The sequence below is a fragment of the Sphingopyxis sp. MWB1 genome (assembly GCF_000763945.1).
Taxonomy (GTDB): domain Bacteria; phylum Pseudomonadota; class Alphaproteobacteria; order Sphingomonadales; family Sphingomonadaceae; genus Sphingopyxis.
Window position 1 is genome coordinate 1,976,725 of sequence record NZ_JQFJ01000002.1, and the last position, 15,369, is coordinate 1,992,093.

The 15,369-nt window shown below is 61.0% G+C and carries 23 protein-coding genes; all 23 read right to left on the minus strand.

What is annotated here, in order from left to right; all coding sequences use genetic code 11:
* Positions 1-534 carry a 50S ribosomal protein L6 gene (gene rplF / locus JV18_RS0109855; protein WP_033074343.1) on the minus strand — a complete coding sequence of 178 codons (534 nt, stop codon included), beginning with the start codon at positions 532-534 and terminating at the stop codon, positions 1-3.
* On the minus strand, positions 534-938 hold the full coding sequence (gene rpsH / locus JV18_RS0109860; protein WP_033074344.1) for a 30S ribosomal protein S8: 405 nt from the start codon (positions 936-938) through the stop codon (positions 534-536). The genes rplF and rpsH overlap by 1 nt, the downstream gene beginning before the upstream one ends.
* A gap of 12 nt (positions 939-950) precedes the next feature.
* Entirely contained in the window at positions 951-1,256 is a 306-nt protein-coding gene (gene rpsN, locus JV18_RS0109865) for a 30S ribosomal protein S14 (RefSeq protein ID WP_033074345.1), read from the minus strand.
* Between the two features lie 50 nt (positions 1,257-1,306).
* Positions 1,307-1,885, minus strand: a complete 579-nt coding sequence (gene rplE, locus JV18_RS0109870; RefSeq protein WP_037504369.1) for a 50S ribosomal protein L5 — start codon at positions 1,883-1,885, stop codon at positions 1,307-1,309.
* A complete protein-coding gene (gene rplX / locus JV18_RS0109875) occupies positions 1,878-2,198 on the minus strand; it encodes a 50S ribosomal protein L24 (RefSeq protein WP_235303383.1) in 321 nt (106 codons plus the stop codon). Before rplX ends, rplE begins: the two co-directional genes overlap by 8 nt.
* Complete coding sequence (gene rplN / locus JV18_RS0109880) at positions 2,198-2,566, minus strand: 50S ribosomal protein L14 (RefSeq protein ID WP_033074348.1); 369 nt, start codon at positions 2,564-2,566, stop codon at positions 2,198-2,200. The genes rplX and rplN overlap by 1 nt, the downstream gene beginning before the upstream one ends.
* Before the next feature lie 73 nt (positions 2,567-2,639).
* Entirely contained in the window at positions 2,640-2,906 is a 267-nt protein-coding gene (rpsQ, locus tag JV18_RS0109885) for a 30S ribosomal protein S17 (protein ID WP_033074349.1), read from the minus strand.
* A 10-nt stretch (positions 2,907-2,916) separates the two neighbouring features.
* Positions 2,917-3,120, minus strand: a complete 204-nt coding sequence (gene rpmC / locus JV18_RS0109890) for a 50S ribosomal protein L29 (RefSeq protein ID WP_033074350.1) — start codon at positions 3,118-3,120, stop codon at positions 2,917-2,919.
* 5 nt (positions 3,121-3,125) lie between these two features.
* Positions 3,126-3,557: a 50S ribosomal protein L16 gene (gene rplP, locus JV18_RS0109895; protein WP_033074351.1), complete on the minus strand. Its 432-nt coding sequence runs from the start codon at positions 3,555-3,557 to the stop codon at positions 3,126-3,128.
* Positions 3,558-3,568: 11 nt separating this feature from the next.
* On the minus strand, positions 3,569-4,276 hold the full coding sequence (rpsC, locus tag JV18_RS0109900; RefSeq protein ID WP_033074352.1) for a 30S ribosomal protein S3: 708 nt from the start codon (positions 4,274-4,276) through the stop codon (positions 3,569-3,571).
* A gap of 1 nt (position 4,277) precedes the next feature.
* Positions 4,278-4,658, minus strand: a complete 381-nt coding sequence (gene rplV / locus JV18_RS0109905; protein WP_033074353.1) for a 50S ribosomal protein L22 — start codon at positions 4,656-4,658, stop codon at positions 4,278-4,280.
* Positions 4,658-4,933 (minus strand): 30S ribosomal protein S19, encoded by a 276-nt coding sequence (gene rpsS / locus JV18_RS0109910; RefSeq protein ID WP_003042215.1) that lies wholly within the window; start codon positions 4,931-4,933, stop codon positions 4,658-4,660. The genes rplV and rpsS overlap by 1 nt, the downstream gene beginning before the upstream one ends.
* Before the next feature lie 3 nt (positions 4,934-4,936).
* Complete coding sequence (gene rplB / locus JV18_RS0109915) at positions 4,937-5,773, minus strand: 50S ribosomal protein L2 (RefSeq protein ID WP_033074354.1); 837 nt, start codon at positions 5,771-5,773, stop codon at positions 4,937-4,939.
* A gap of 21 nt (positions 5,774-5,794) precedes the next feature.
* Positions 5,795-6,103: a 50S ribosomal protein L23 gene (locus JV18_RS0109920; protein ID WP_033074355.1), complete on the minus strand. Its 309-nt coding sequence runs from the start codon at positions 6,101-6,103 to the stop codon at positions 5,795-5,797.
* Positions 6,096-6,722, minus strand: a complete 627-nt coding sequence (gene rplD, locus JV18_RS0109925) for a 50S ribosomal protein L4 (RefSeq protein WP_033074356.1) — start codon at positions 6,720-6,722, stop codon at positions 6,096-6,098. Before rplD ends, JV18_RS0109920 begins: the two co-directional genes overlap by 8 nt.
* Before the next feature lie 2 nt (positions 6,723-6,724).
* Positions 6,725-7,498, minus strand: a complete 774-nt coding sequence (rplC, locus tag JV18_RS0109930; protein ID WP_033075224.1) for a 50S ribosomal protein L3 — start codon at positions 7,496-7,498, stop codon at positions 6,725-6,727.
* Between the two features lie 276 nt (positions 7,499-7,774).
* Positions 7,775-8,086, minus strand: coding sequence for a 30S ribosomal protein S10 (gene rpsJ, locus JV18_RS0109935; protein ID WP_011543089.1), 312 nt, complete (start codon positions 8,084-8,086; stop codon positions 7,775-7,777).
* A gap of 147 nt (positions 8,087-8,233) precedes the next feature.
* Entirely contained in the window at positions 8,234-9,424 is a 1,191-nt protein-coding gene (tuf, locus tag JV18_RS0109940) for an elongation factor Tu (RefSeq protein WP_033074357.1), read from the minus strand.
* A 122-nt stretch (positions 9,425-9,546) separates the two neighbouring features.
* Entirely contained in the window at positions 9,547-11,640 is a 2,094-nt protein-coding gene (gene fusA / locus JV18_RS0109945; protein ID WP_033074358.1) for an elongation factor G, read from the minus strand.
* Between the two features lie 96 nt (positions 11,641-11,736).
* The gene (gene rpsG, locus JV18_RS0109950; protein ID WP_033074359.1) at positions 11,737-12,207 is read right to left on the minus strand and encodes a 30S ribosomal protein S7; all 471 of its coding nucleotides are present in this window, start codon (positions 12,205-12,207) and stop codon (positions 11,737-11,739) included.
* 72 nt (positions 12,208-12,279) lie between these two features.
* Positions 12,280-12,651, minus strand: coding sequence for a 30S ribosomal protein S12 (gene rpsL, locus JV18_RS0109955; protein ID WP_033074360.1), 372 nt, complete (start codon positions 12,649-12,651; stop codon positions 12,280-12,282).
* A gap of 307 nt (positions 12,652-12,958) precedes the next feature.
* Entirely contained in the window at positions 12,959-14,014 is a 1,056-nt protein-coding gene (locus tag JV18_RS0109960) for an isoaspartyl peptidase/L-asparaginase family protein (protein ID WP_081944841.1), read from the minus strand.
* A gap of 42 nt (positions 14,015-14,056) precedes the next feature.
* Complete coding sequence (locus tag JV18_RS0109965) at positions 14,057-15,358, minus strand: amidohydrolase family protein (protein ID WP_033074361.1); 1,302 nt, start codon at positions 15,356-15,358, stop codon at positions 14,057-14,059.
* Positions 15,359-15,369: the final 11 nt, after the last annotated feature.

Genomic DNA, 15,369 nt, shown 5'->3' on the forward strand with positions numbered 1-15,369 from the left:
TTACTTCTTCTTGCCTTCTTTGCGGAAGATGTACTCGCCGCGATATTTGATGCCCTTGCCCTTATAGGGTTCCGGCTTACGCCAGCGGCGGATTTCCGCCGCAACCTGGCCGACCTTTTGTTTGTCGATGCCGCTGATCTCGACCGTCGTATTATCGGGGGTCTTGATCTCAATGCCCTCGGGCACCGCAAAGTCGACGTCATGGCTATAGCCAAGCTGAAGCTTCAGCGTCTTGCCCTGCGCATTGGCGCGATAACCGACACCGCTGATTTCCAGAACCTTGGTGAAACCATCGGTCACACCGGTAACAAGGTTCTGGACCAGCGTACGCTGCATGCCCCAAAAGGCGCGTGCTTCACGTGTATCGTTCGCGGGCTGCACCGAAATGCTCCCGTCGCCGACTTCATACTTGATGTTGTCGGAAAGCGGCATGGCGAGCGTGCCCTTCGGCCCTTTGACCGACAGCTGCCCGCCCTCGATCGCGGCGGTAACACCGCTCGGGATCGCGACTGCCTTTTTACCAATGCGCGACATCAGAACACCTCCGCCAGCACTTCGCCGCCGACATTATGCTCGCGCGCTTCGGCATCCGAAAGAACGCCGCGCGGGGTCGACACGATGGTGATGCCCAAGCCGTTACGCACGACCGGAAGCTCTTTCGAACCCGAATAAATGCGGCGGCCCGGCTTGGACACCCGCGCCACGTGCCGGATGGCCGGCTGGCCTTCGAAATATTTGAGTTCGATACGAATGCCCTTGTGCTGGCCCTTCGCGCCCAGCACTTCTTCGCTGTAGCCACGGATATAGCCTTCACGCTGGAGCACGTCGAGCACGCGGACACGCAAGGTCGAAGCGGGCGTGAGGACGCTGTCCTTTTTCGCCTGCTGGCCGTTGCGGATACGGGTGAGCATATCACCCAAAGGATCGGTCATTGCCATCTTGCGTCTTCCTTACCAGCTCGACTTCACAACACCGGGAATCAGGCCCTTGTTGGCCAGATCGCGGAGCTGCACACGGCAAAGCCGGAACTTGCGATAATAGGCGCGCGGACGCCCCGTCAGTTCGCACCGGTTCCGGATACGGGTCGGGTTCGCATTGCGCGGAATTTCAGCCATCTTGAGGCGCGCGATAAGACGCTCGCTATCATCGAGCGAAGTGTCGGCGGCAATCGCCTTCAGCTTCGCATAGCGACCGGCATATTTTTTCACCAGACGCTTGCGACGCTCATTCTTGTTCACTGAACTCAGTTTCGCCATGACTTAAGTTCTCTTTCCTTGTGCTTGCACGGCCTGATCCCCAACGGGAATCAAGCGGCTGCCTTTTCTTCGGCTTCGATCGGGAAGGGGAAGCCGAACAGCTTGAGCAGTTCGCGTGCTTCTTCGTCCGTCCGTGCCGTGGTGGTCACGATCACATCCATGCCGCGAACGGTGTCGACGCGGTCATAGCTGATTTCGGGGAAGATGATCTGTTCCTTCAGGCCCATGGCGTAATTGCCGCGACCATCAAAGCTTTTCGCCGACACACCGCGAAAGTCACGAATGCGAGGCATGGCAATGGTGATCAGGCGATCGAGAAATTCGTACATGCGTTCACGGCGCAGCGTGACCTTGCAGCCGATCGGCATGCCTTCACGCAGCTTGAACTGCGCGATCGACTTCTTCGCGCGCGTCACAACGGGCTTCTGACCAGCGATCAGTTCCATTTCGGCCGCTGCGGTTTCGACCTTCTTCTTGTCCTGCGTCGCTTCGCCCACGCCCATGTTGAGCGTGATCTTTTCGATCCTCGGAACTTCCATCGCATTTTTATAACCGAATTTCTCGGTCATCGCCTTGATGATCTTGTCGTCATAAAGCGACTTCATGCGCGGGGTATATTTATCAGCCACTGATCGTCTCCCCGGACTTCACGGCGACACGCACCTTCTTGCCGTCCTTGGTTTCAAAGCGCACGCGGGTCGGCTTGCCATCCTTGGGATCGGCAATAGCAACCTTGCTCACGTGCAGCGGCGCTTCCTTGCGCTCCAGACCGCCCTGCGGGTTGGTCTGGGTCGGCTTGTTGTGCCGCGTGATGATGTTGACGCCCGCGACGACAACCTTACCTTCCTTCGGAAGGTTCTGCGTCACTTCGCCGGTCTTGCCCTTGTCCTTGCCGGACAGGATGACAACCGTGTCGCCCTTTTTGATCTTGCTCGCCATGATCAGAGCACCTCCGGCGCCAGGCTGATGATCTTCATATAGCCCTTGCCGCGCAGTTCGCGGACGACGGGGCCGAAGATACGCGTGCCGATCGGCTCTTCATTCTTGTTGACGAGCACCGCAGCGTTGCTGTCGAAACGGATCACCGAGCCATCGGCGCGGCGCACGTCCTTGGCGGTGCGAACGATGACGGCGCGATGCACGTCACCTTTCTTCACCTTGCCGCGCGGCTGCGCTTCCTTGATCGAGACGACGATGACGTCGCCGACGCCGGCGACGCGACGCTTCGACCCGCCCAGCACCTTGATGCACTGAACGCGCTTCGCGCCGCTGTTGTCGGCGACTTCCAATTGTGACTGCATCTGAATCATCGATGCATTTCCTTCTTCCTTGGCCTACCGGGATGCCCCGGCGGTTCCGTGAAAAACCCGACGAAACCCTTGATTAGGCTTCGGCCGCCTTTGCCTTGGACGAGGTTTCGACCTTGTCGAGAACCTTCCAGGTCTTGAGCTTCGAAATCGGCCGCGTTTCCTCGATGCGGACGGTTTCACCAGCCTTGACGGCGTTATCTTCGTCATGGGCGTGATATTTTTTCGAACGGCGGATGATCTTGCCGTAGAGCGGGTGCTTCACCTTGCGCTCCACTTTCACCACGACCGTCTTGTCGCCCTTATCGGACACCACCGTGCCGGTCAAAATGCGCTTCGGCATGATAGTCTCCTTACTTCGCGGCCGAGCGCACGCGCTCGGTCTGCTGCGTCTTGATGCGAGCGATCGCACGCCGCACTTCCTTGACGCGCGACGCCTTTTCAAGCTGGCCGGTCGCGGCCTGGAAGCGAAGGTTGAACGCCTCGCGCTTGAGTTCGCCAAGCTGCTCGGCGAGCTGATCGTCCGTCTTGGTCTTGAAATCTTCGGTCTTGGACATGGCCCTTAACCCTCCAGGTGCGAGGTGTCGCCCAGGCGGGCCACAACCTTCGTCTTGATCGGCAATTTCATCGCCGCGCGTTCGAACGCCAGCGCTGCCACCGCACCGGGGACGCCGTCGAGTTCGAACAAAATGCGGCCAGGCTTGACGCGGGCGGCCCAATATTCGGGCGAGCCCTTGCCTTTACCCATGCGGACTTCGGCGGGCTTCGACGACACGGGGACGTCGGGGAATACGCGGATCCACAAACGACCCTGACGTTTGATAGCACGCGTGATCGCACGGCGAGCCGCCTCGATCTGGCGCGCGGTAATGCGTTCCGGTTCCATCGCCTTCAGCCCATAGGAGCCAAAGTTCAGGTCCGTGCCGCCCTTGGCATTGCCATGAATGCGGCCCTTGAAGGCCTTGCGGAATTTGGTTTTCTTCGGTTGCAGCATGTCAGCAGTCCTTAGCGGCGGTCATCGCGCGCCGGGCGAACGCCCGACGTTTGCGCGTCGAGCATCAACCTGTCGGTCGCCATCGGGTCGTGACCGAGAATCTCGCCCTTGAAGATCCAGACCTTCATCCCGCACACGCCATAGGCGGTGTGGGCTTCGGCCTCGGCATAATCGACATTGGCGCGCAGCGTGTGCAGCGGAACGCGGCCTTCACGATACCATTCGGTACGCGCGATTTCCGCGCCGCCCAGACGACCCGCGCAGTTGATCCGGATGCCTTCGGCGCCCAGACGCATCGCCGACTGCACCGCGCGCTTCATTGCACGGCGGAAGGCGACACGGCGTTCGAGCTGGTCGGCAATGCCCTGTGCGACGAGCTTCGCGTCGACTTCGGGCTTGCGGATCTCGACGATGTTCAGCGACACGTCACTGCCCGTCATCGCACCGAGCTTTTTACGCAGCTTTTCGATGTCGGCACCCTTCTTGCCAATGATGACGCCCGGGCGGGCGGCATAAATCGACACGCGGCACAGCTTTGCGGGACGCTCGATCACCACCTTCGAGATCGCGGCCTGCGGCAACGTCTTGAAGATGAACTTGCGGATCTTGAGATCCTCGACGAGCATGCGGCCATAGTCCTGCCCTTCGGCGAACCAACGGCTGTCCCAGGTGCGGTTGACCTGCAGGCGCAGGCCGATCGGATTGCTCTTCTGGCCCATATTACGCCTCTTCTTCCTGTTCGCGCACAACGATGCGAATGCGGCTGAACGGTTTGACGATCCGGGTCGACTTGCCGCGACCACGCGCATGCCAGCGCTTCATCGAGATCGACTTGCCCACGCTCGCTTCCTTGACGACCAGCGCGTCAACGTCGAGGTTATGGTTGTTTTCCGCATTGGCAACGGCGCTCGCAAGCACCTTGCGAACGTCAACGGCCATCGCCTTTTTCGAGAAGGCGAGGACATTCATCGCATCCTCGACCTTGCGGCCACGGATCAGCGCGGCGACGAGGTTCAGCTTCTGCGCCGACCCGCGAATCTGCGTGCCGACCGACAGCGCCTCATTATCCGCAACGCGGCGGGGGGATTTTGCCTTGCCCATTAGCGTTTGCCCTTCTTGTCGGCCGCGTGACCGGGGAAGAAGCGCGTCGGCGCAAATTCACCCAGCTTCATGCCGACCATGTCTTCATTGACCGACACCGGCACGAACTTGCGGCCGTTGTAGACGTTGAAGGTCAGCCCGACGAACTGCGGCAGGATGGTGGAGCGACGCGACCAGGTCTTGATCGGGGCAGAGCTGCCGCCGTCCTGAGCCGCTTCGGCTTTTTTGAGAAGATGAAGGTCCACGAACGGACCCTTCCAGACCGAGCGAGCCATGACTTACCTCTTCTTCTTCGCGTGACGCGACCGGATGATCATCTTGTCCGTCTGCTTGTTGTTGCGCGTGCGGGCGCCCTTGGTCGGCTTGCCCCACGGGGTCACCGGGTGGCGACCGCCCGAGGTCCGGCCTTCACCACCGCCGTGCGGGTGATCGACCGGGTTCTTGGCGACACCGCGCGTCAGCGGCTTGACGCCCATCCACCGGCGACGACCGGCCTTCGCCAGCGTCTGGTTGGTGTTGTCGGGGTTCGAAACCGCGCCGACGGTGCCCATGCACTCGCCGCGAATATAGCGCTGCTCGCCCGAGCCGAGACGCACGATGACGAGGCCCCGGTCGCGACCGACAACCTGTGCATAAGCGCCAGCCGAACGGGCGATCTGACCGCCCTTGCCCGGCTTCATCTCGATATTGTGGACGATCGTACCGACCGGCATCTGCGCCAGCTGCATCGCGTTACCCGGCTTCACGTCGGTCTTCTTGTCCGCGACAACCGTGTCGCCGACCGCCAGACGCTGCGGCGCCAGAATATAGGCGACTTCGCCGTCCTGATATTTGATCAGCGCGATGAAAGCCGTGCGGTTGGGGTCATATTCCAGCCGCTCGACCGTCGCGGGAACGCCCCATTTGCGACGCTTGAAATCGACGATGCGATAACGCTGCTTGTGGCCGCCACCGATGCCGCGCGAGGTTACATGCCCCTTGTTGTTGCGGCCGCCGCTCTTCGTCTTGCCTTCGGTCAGCGCCTTGACGGGCTTGCCCTTCCAAAGGTTCGAACGGTCGATCAGAATCAGGCCGCGCTGGCCGGGGCTGGTCGGATTATAGGATTTAAGTGCCATTTTCCTTGCCTTTCCCTACAATCAGACGCCGGTGGTGACGTCGATCGACTGGCCTTCGGCCAGACGAACAATCGCCTTCTTCACGTCGCTGCGGGTATAGGGCTTGCCCTTCCAGCGCTTGGTCTTGCCCTTGGTCACAAGCGTATTCACGCCCACAACCTTGACATCGAACAGCGCCTCGACGGCAGCCTTGATGGCGGGCTTGGTCGCATCATTTGCAACCTTGAACACCACCGCGTTATTTTCGCTGAGCAGGGTCGATTTTTCGGTGATCACCGGAGCGAGGATCACGTCATAATGCCGTGCATCGACTGTTTTTGCCTTAGCCATTGAAGCGTGCCTCCAGCTTTTCGACAGCCGCGCGGGTCAGCACCAGCGTGTCGGCGCGCATGATGTCATAGACGTTGGCGCCGACCGCCGGCATCGCGTCGATGCCGATCAGATTGGCCGATGCCTGGGCGAAGCTTTCATGCACCGCATCGCCGTCGATGAAGAGGGCGCGATTGCCAAGATCGAGCTTGCCGAGCTTGCCGGCCAGCGCCTTGGTCTTCGCATCCTTGAGCTCCAGCGTGTCGAGAACGACGAGCTTGCCGCCCTTCGCCTTGTCGCTGAGCGCCATTTTGAGACCGAGCGCGCGAATCTTCTTGTTCAGCGAGTGGCCGAAAGTGCGGGCTCGGGGACCATGCGCCTTGCCACCGCCGATGAAGATCGGCGCCTTGCGGTCGCCGTGACGCGCGGTACCGCCGCCCTTCTGACGACCGAACTTCTTGCCGGTACGGGCAACATCGCTGCGTTCACGCGCAGCGCGCGCCGGACCGCGGCGCTTTTCCAGCTGCCATGCAACGACGCGGTGCAGGATGTCGGCACGGGCGTCGACACCAAAGACTTCGTCATTGAGGTCGATGTCGCTGCCGGCCTTGCCGTCGAGGGTTTGAACCTTGACCTTCATGATCAGGACTCCTGCGCGCCGTCGGTGGTCGCTGCATCGACCGCGGCATCAGCCGGGGTATCCGCAGGCGCATCCGCCGGGGCTTCTTGATTGGCGTTCGCCGCCGTCTTGACACCCGCCGGATAAGGGGCATCGGGATGACGCGGCAGCTTCACCGCATCGCGAACCAGCAGCCAGCCACCCTTCGAACCAGGGACCGAACCCTTGACGAAGAGAAGACCGCGCTCAGCATCGGTGCGGACGATTTCGAGATTCTGTTGCGTGCGATTGCGCGCACCCATGTGGCCCGCCATCTTCTTGTTCTTGAAGACGCGGCCCGGATCCTGACGGTTACCGGTCGAACCATGGGCACGGTGGCTGATCGAAACACCGTGGCTGGCGCGCATACCGCCGAAGCCCCAGCGCTTCATCGCACCGGCAAAGCCCTTACCCTGGGTCACGCCCTGGATATCGACAACCTGGCCAGCGACAAAATGGTCCGCCGACAATTCCGCGCCGACATCGAGCGTCGCATCGTCAGCGACACGGAATTCGACGAGCTTTGCCTTGGGCTCCACTTCGGCCTTGCCATAGGCGCCGCGCTGCGGCTTGGCGACGTTCTTCGCCTTTGCCGATCCAGCACCCAGTTGAACGGCCACATAGCCGTCACGTTCTTTATCGCGCACGGAGACAACCTGACAGCCTTCGAGGCTCAGGACCGTGACGGGCACATGGCGGCCGTCGTCCTGAAACAGGCGGGTCATCCCCATTTTCTTCGCGATCACGCCAGTCCGCATGATCATACTCCTCAACAGAGGCCGAACGGACCATTCCGCCCGGCGTGCGGGACCCCGTCAGCATTTGCCGACAGAAACCCTCCCAACCCGATTTTCATGCATCGCCCCGTCCGGGCTGAGGTGCCGCCACCTCTGAAGTTGACGGCGAGACGGGGGACGCAGCCCGGATAAATCCGGCGGTATCCACCTCTAGGTCGTCGCCCCGCCAAAGCGGGAACCGCAGGCAATTAGCGCCTGGACGATAGAGACCCCCGCCTTCGCGGGGGCTGCGTTGGCTTACGCCAACTTGATCTCGACATTCACGCCCGCGGCAAGATCGAGCTTCATCAGCGCGTCGACCGTTTGCGGGGTGGGCTGCACAATGTCCAGCAGCCGCTTGTGGGTGCGAACCTCAAACTGCTCGCGCGACTTTTTGTCGATGTGCGGGCCGCGGTTCACGGTGAATTTTTCAATGCGCGTCGGCAGCGGGATAGGTCCGCGAATGAGGGCGCCCGTGCGACGTGCCGTATCGGCAATGTCGGTGGTGGCCTGATCGAGCACGCGGTGATCAAAGGCCTTCAGGCGAATGCGTATATTCTGCGTTTCCATGACTGTTCCAGTCGAATCCCGTCTAACGATGCGAAAGAGCCGAAATGGCCCGTTCCGACCCCCGCAGGGAGGCCGGAGAGGCCATCAAAATTCTTCAAGCTACGAGCCGCGCGAATCACACCGATTCGCGCGGCTCGAGGCCCTATATTACTTTGTGATCGAGGCCACAACCCCTGCGCCGACCGTGCGGCCACCTTCGCGAATTGCGAAGCGCAGACCCTGGTCCATGGCGATCGGAGCGATGAGCTTGACCGAAAGCTTCACATTGTCGCCCGGCATGACCATTTCCGTGCCTTCCGGCAGTTCGATCGTCCCGGTGACGTCGGTGGTGCGGAAATAGAATTGCGGACGATAGTTCGCAAAGAACGGCGTGTGACGGCCGCCCTCGTCCTTCGAAAGGACATAGACTTCCGAGGTGAAGTCGGTGTGCGGCGTGATCGAACCGGGCTTCGCCAGAACCTGGCCACGCTCAACTTCTTCACGGCCGATACCACGGATCAGCGCGCCGACATTGTCGCCAGCTTCGCCCTGATCGAGCAGCTTACGGAACATTTCAACGCCGGTGACGGTCGTCTTCTTGGTGTCCTTGATGCCGACGATTTCGACTTCTTCGCCAACCTTGACGATGCCGGTTTCAATACGACCGGTGACAACCGTACCACGACCCGAGATCGAGAAAACGTCTTCGATCGGCATCAGGAAGGGCTGGTCAACCGGACGTTCCGGCTGCGGGATCCATTCGTCGACGGCCTTCATCAGTTCAAGGATCTTTTCCTTGCCGATGTTGTCGTCGCGGCCTTCGAGGGCAGCGAGCGCCGAGCCAGCGATGATCGGAATATTGTCGCCGTCGAAATCGCGCTTTGACAGCTCTTCGCGGATTTCGAGTTCAACGAGCTCGAGCAGTTCCGGATCGTCGACCTGGTCAACCTTGTTGAGGAAGACCACCATGGTGGGAACGCCGACCTGCTTGGCGAGCAGGATGTGCTCCTTGGTCTGCGGCATCGGGCCGTCAGCAGCCGAAACGACGAGGATCGCGCCGTCCATCTGTGCAGCGCCGGTGATCATGTTCTTCACATAGTCGGCGTGGCCGGGGCAGTCGACGTGAGCATAGTGGCGCGCGTCGGTTTCATATTCGATGTGCGAGGTCGAAATGGTGATGCCGCGCTCACGCTCTTCGGGCGCCTTGTCAATGTTGGCGAAATCAACGGCCGAACCGCCGCCAGCTTCCGAAAGAACCTTCGAAATCGCTGCCGTCAGCGACGTCTTGCCATGGTCGACGTGACCGATGGTGCCGATATTGCAGTGCGGTTTGTTCCGCTCAAATTTAGCCTTGGCCATGATATTGAACCTTCTTGTTCATTGGGTTGTGTTGATCAGTCCTGGCCGACGCCCGCTGAATCAGGCGCCGCCCTTAGTAGGTCTTGCCGCACGGTGCAAGCCCGCGCGGCATTTCGACCCCATCAGGCCATCTTGGCCTTTACTTCTTCAGCGACGTTGCTCGGCACTTCTTCGTAATGGGAGAAGGTCATCGTATATTGCGCGCGCCCCTGGGTGAAGCTGCGCAACTGATTCACATAGCCGAACATATTTGCCAGCGGGACCATCGCGTCCACGACCTGAGCGATGCCGCGACTGTCGGTGCCCTGAATCTGTCCGCGACGGCTGTTAAGGTCGCCGATCACGTCCCCCATAAATTCTTCCGGGGTAACGACTTCGACCTTCATCACCGGCTCGAGCAGCTTGATGCCTGCCTTTGCCGCGACTTCGCGCATTGCTGCACGACCCGCGATCTCAAAGGCCAAAGCCGACGAGTCGACGTCGTGATAAGCGCCATCGGTCAAACGGATTTCAAAGTCGATGATCGGGAAGCCGATCATATGACCGTTTTCCGCCGATTCGCGCATGCCTTTTTCGACCGAGGGAATATATTCGCGCGGAATGTTCCCGCCCTTGATCTCGTCGATGAAGGTGATGCCGCTGCCGCGCTCACCGGGGGCAACACTGACCTTGACGCGGCCGAACTGACCCGAACCACCCGACTGTTTCTTGTGGGTGTAGTCGACTTCAACGGCCTTCGCGAGCGATTCGCGATATGCCACCTGCGGCGCACCGACATTGGCTTCGACCTTGAATTCGCGCTTCATGCGATCGACGAGAATGTCGAGGTGAAGCTCGCCCATGCCCTTGATGATGGTCTGGCCCGATTCATGGTCGGTCGAGACACGGAAGCTGGGATCTTCCGCCGCCAGACGGTTGAGCGCGATGCCCATTTTCTCCTGGTCGGCCTTGGTCTTAGGTTCGACCGAGAGTTCGATCACCGGCTCGGGAAATTCCATACGCTCGAGGATGATCGGCGCATTGGGCGCGCAGATGGTGTCCCCCGTGGTGGTTTCCTTGAGGCCCGCCAGCGCGACGATATCGCCTGCATGCGCTTCTTCGATATCTTCGCGGCTGTTGGCATGCATAAGGAGCATACGGCCGATCTTCTCGCGCTTGTCCTTCACCGAGTTCAGATAGCTGCCCTTGGTGAGCGTACCGGAATAGATGCGCGCAAAGGTCAGCGAGCCGACGAACGGGTCGTTCATGATCTTGAACGCCAACATCGACAACGGCGCCGAATCCGAGGTCGGACGCGAATCGGGCTGTTCGGTCGTCGGGTTGACGCCCTGGACATCCGCAATATCGAGCGGCGAGGGCAGATAATCGACGACCGCGTCGAGCAGCGGCTGAACGCCCTTGTTCTTGAACGAGGAGCCGCAGAGAACCGGGACAAATGCCTGGCTCAGCGTGCCCTTGCGGATCAGAGCCTTGAGCGTCGGAACATCGGGAAGCGTACCTTCCAGATAGGCTTCCATCGCTTCATCATCCTGCTCGACGGCAAGTTCGATCAGCTTCTCACGATATTCGGCGGCCTTGTCAGCCAGCTCGGCGGGAATTTCCTCATAGGTGAATTCCGCGCCCAGGCTTTCATCCTTCCAGATGATCGCGCGTTCGTTGACCAGGTCGACCAGGCCGACGAAATCGCTTTCGGCGCCGATGGGCAGATAAAGCACTGCCGGGGTCGCACCAAGACGGTCGATGATCGTCTGGACACAATAATAGAAATTCGCACCGGTGCGGTCGAGCTTGTTGACATAGCACATGCGCGGAACTTTGTATTTTTCCGCCTGGCGCCACACGGTTTCCGACTGAGGCTCCACACCCGCAACGCCGTCGAACGCAGCAACCGCACCGTCGAGAACGCGCAAGCTGCGCTCAACTTCAATGGTGAAGTCGACGTGTCCGGGGGTGTCGATGATGTTCAGACGATGTTCGGGGCCCTTGCCCTCATCGGCCTTCCACAGGCAGGTGGTCGCCGCAGAGGTGATCGTAATGCCACGCTCCTGCTCCTGCTCCATCCAGTCCATCGTCGCGGCACCGTCGTGCACTTCGCCGATCTTGTAGGACTTGCCGGTGTAATAAAGAATACGCTCGGTCGTGGTGGTCTTGCCGGCGTCGATATGCGCCATGATACCGAAATTGCGATAGCGTTCGAGCGGATGGCTGCGGGCCATGGTGTTTTCCTTGAGCTTTGGGGGAAACCTTGTGAGTCGCCCCCGGTATAGGAAGGATTGTTACGATTGCGAGGCGGCCAGGGGCCGCCCGCTCACTTACCAGCGATAGTGCGAGAAAGCGCGGTTGGCTTCCGCCATCCGGTGCGTGTCTTCACGCTTTTTCACCGCATTGCCGCGATTGTTCGACGCGTCCAGCAGTTCGCCCGACAGGCGCGCGGCCATGGTGGTTTCGCTGCGATTGCGCGCAGCCGTGATCAGCCAGCGAATGGCGAGAGCTTGCGCACGGTCCGGACGAACTTCGACGGGAACCTGATAGGTGGCACCGCCCACGCGGCGGCTGCGGACCTCGATATTCGGGCGAATATTTGCCAGCGCTTCATGGAACACGCCGAGCGGCTCCTTCTTCGCACGGGCTTCAACCGATTCGAGCGCACCATAGACAATGCTTTCCGCGACGGATTTCTTACCGTCGAGCATGACACTGTTCATGAACTTGGACAGCACCACATCTCCGAAACGGGGATCGGGCAGAATTTCGCGACGTTCTGGGCGACGACGACGAGCCATGGGTAATTCCTTTTACAACAGCATCCCGGCGCCAAGCGACTTCGGGACGATCAACAAACCGGAAAAGCGGCCTTACTTCGGACGCTTCGCGCCGTACTTCGAACGGCTCTGCTTGCGGTCCTTTACCCCCTGGGTATCGAGCACGCCGCGCAGGACGTGGTAACGCACGCCGGGAAGGTCGCGCACACGGCCACCGCGGATGAGCACAACCGAGTGCTCTTGCAGGTTATGGCCTTCGCCGGGGATGTAGGAGATGACTTCGCGCTGGTTGGTCAGGCGAACCTTTGCAACCTTACGAAGCGCCGAGTTCGGCTTTTTCGGGGTCGTTGTGTAGACACGGGTGCAAACGCCGCGCTTCTGCGGGTTCGATTCCATGGCCGGGACCTTGGACTTCGCCTTTTGCGGCGTCCGGCCCTTGCGGACCAGCTGGTTGATCGTGGGCATGAATGCTTCACCTTAAATTGTCCGCCCATCAGAGCGAACGGTTACTCTACTGCGGTGGATGAAGCTCCGTCCTCTGTTCCCGCGAAATTCGCGAAAAAAGAGCCGACCTGATAACAGCAAAAGACCCCGGCCGATCGCATGATCTTCCGGAGGCTTCATCCGCGCCAGCAATGTTCAAGCGCTGTTGTGACTCGAAAACCGCGACAAGCCGCCATTTCCGAATGGGCGGGCCTGTAGCGATGAACGGGAGCCGGGTCAATGGCCGACCGCGTTTTTACACAGGAGTCCCCACGGCGCGCGCCCTTGCTTACTCTTCGTTATAAATGCCCACCTCGCGTGGACCCTCACTCGACACCCGGCCGCGATACATGCCCTCGGTATTGAAGCTGAAGCCCGAGGCGCCATCGGGGCTAATGACGATCACCCCGCCGCTGCCGCCCAATTGCTTGACCTCGTCCAATACCTCGTCTGCCGCCTGTTGAAGCGGGGTGCCCGACAAGCGCATACGCGCGCAGATTTCATGCGCGACACCGACACGGATAAAATATTCGCCCGCCCCGGTCGCCGACACAGCGCAGGCACGGTCATCGGCATAGGTGCCGGCGCCGATGATGGGCACATCGCCGATTCGGCCCCATCTTTTGCCCGTCAAGCCGCCGGTCGAAGTGGCAGCGGCCAGATGGCCGCGCCTGTCGAGCGCGACCGCGCCGACCGTTCCGAACTTCTGGTCAATATCATAGGAAGCGACGGGCTTTTCCCCCGCTTCGCGGCGCAAGAAATCCTCAATTTGCTGGCGGCGATGCGGGGTGGCGAACCAGGCCGGGTCCATCTGCTCAACGCCATGCTCCGCAGCAAAGCCATCCGCTTCGGCTCCCGTCAGCATGACATGACGTCCATCACGCAGCACCGCACGCGCTGCGGCAATGGGATGCCGGCTGGCGGTGAGCCGGGCAACCGCCCCCGCCTCGCGCGTGCGCCCGTCCATGATCGCCGCATCCAGTTCGTTGGTGCGGTCATGGGTGAAAACCGCGCCGCGCCCGGCATTGAACAGCGGCTCATCTTCCATCAGTTCAACCGCCGCCTGCACAGCATCGAGCGCGCTGCCGCCCCGCGCCAAAACGGCTTGTCCCGCCGTCAGCGCCGCATCGATTGCGGCGCGAAACGCGGCATCCTGTTCCGCCGTCATCCGGTCGCGGCGAATCGTCCCCGCGCCGCCGTGAATCACCAGCGTCCATCTGCCAGTCCCTGCCTGGGGCGCGGGCGTTTGCATCGGCGCCTCGACCCGCGCCGGGGCGGCGGCATCGGCGAAGGGTTCAGGCGCAGCGGCTTGAGCGGCAAAGGCGGCAAGAAAGGAGAGAAGCATCGCGGGCTCCACGAATTGAGGGAAGGGCGAAGCGCGGGTCGATCAATCGACGACCTTGCCGCGCGCCATCACAAAATCAACATTTTTAAGGACGCGTACATCGGCAAGCGGGTCACCGGCGACCGCAATGATATCAGCGCTCTTGCCCGGCGCGATCGTGCCAATTTCATTGGCTAGACCCAAAAGGTCGGCGGCATTGACCGTCGCGGCCTTCAGCGCTTCGACCGGGGTCATGCCATGCTGGACCATCAGTTCAAACTCGTCGGCGTTGCGGCCATGTTTCGACACGCCGGCATCGGTTCCGAACGCCACCCGCACGCCGCGCGGGACCAGCGTTTCAAGGCTTTTTCCGGTGATCGAGATGCGCCATTTGATCTTGGCCAGCACATCGGGTTCATAGGAATCGGGATTGGCGGCAAGCCGTTCCTTATAGCCGTTCACCGTCGAGAGTGTGGCCACATAATAGGTTTTCGACTTCGCCCATTGGTCGATCGTTTCGGGATCGAGGATCGTGCCATGTTCGATCGAGTCGGCGCCCGCCGCCAGCGCAAGGCGAATACCGTCGGCGCCATGCGCGTGAACCGCCACTTTTTTGCCGAACATATGCGCGGTATCGACGATGGCACGCGCTTCATCGTCGAACATCTGCTTGCCAAGCCCCGCACCGATGCGGCTGTTGACGCCGCCGGTCGAGGCGAATTTTATCACATCGGCGCCGCGCCCGATCTGCTGGCGCACCACGCGGCGGCACTCCTCCGCGCCGTTGCAGGTATTCGCCGCCCCTTCGAAATAGGGGCGCAGTTCGTCGCGAAAGCCGAGCGCACCGTCCATATGACCCGACGTGCCCGAAATCGACACACCGGCATCGACGATGCGCGGCCCCAGCACCTTGCCCGCCGCCACGGCGTCGCGCAGCGCGAGCGTCGCCCCGTCGCCATCGCCCAGATTGCGCACGGTGGTGAAGCCTGCGCGCAGCGTCTTCATGCCATTGGCCTGCGCATTGAGCGCCTGCGCTGCCGGGCTGAGCGTCACGCGTTCGAGCTGCCCCGCAATGCCGCCGGCATCGCTGGTCAGATGAACATGACTGTCGATCAGGCCGGGCAGCACATATTTATCCTTGAGATCGATCAGCGTCGCCCCCGGCGCGGCGGGCTGAAAACCGTCGACTACCGCCACAATCCGTCCATTTTCCACGATGATGGTCGATGCGCCGCGCACCGCCTTGCCCGGTTCCGCCATCAACTGGCCCGCGTGAATAACCGTGCGTGTGCTTTCTTGTGCGAGAGTAGGTGCGGCAAGCGAGACCGTCGCCACTGCAGCGGAAAGGAAGGAAAGACATTTCATTTAGGCAACCC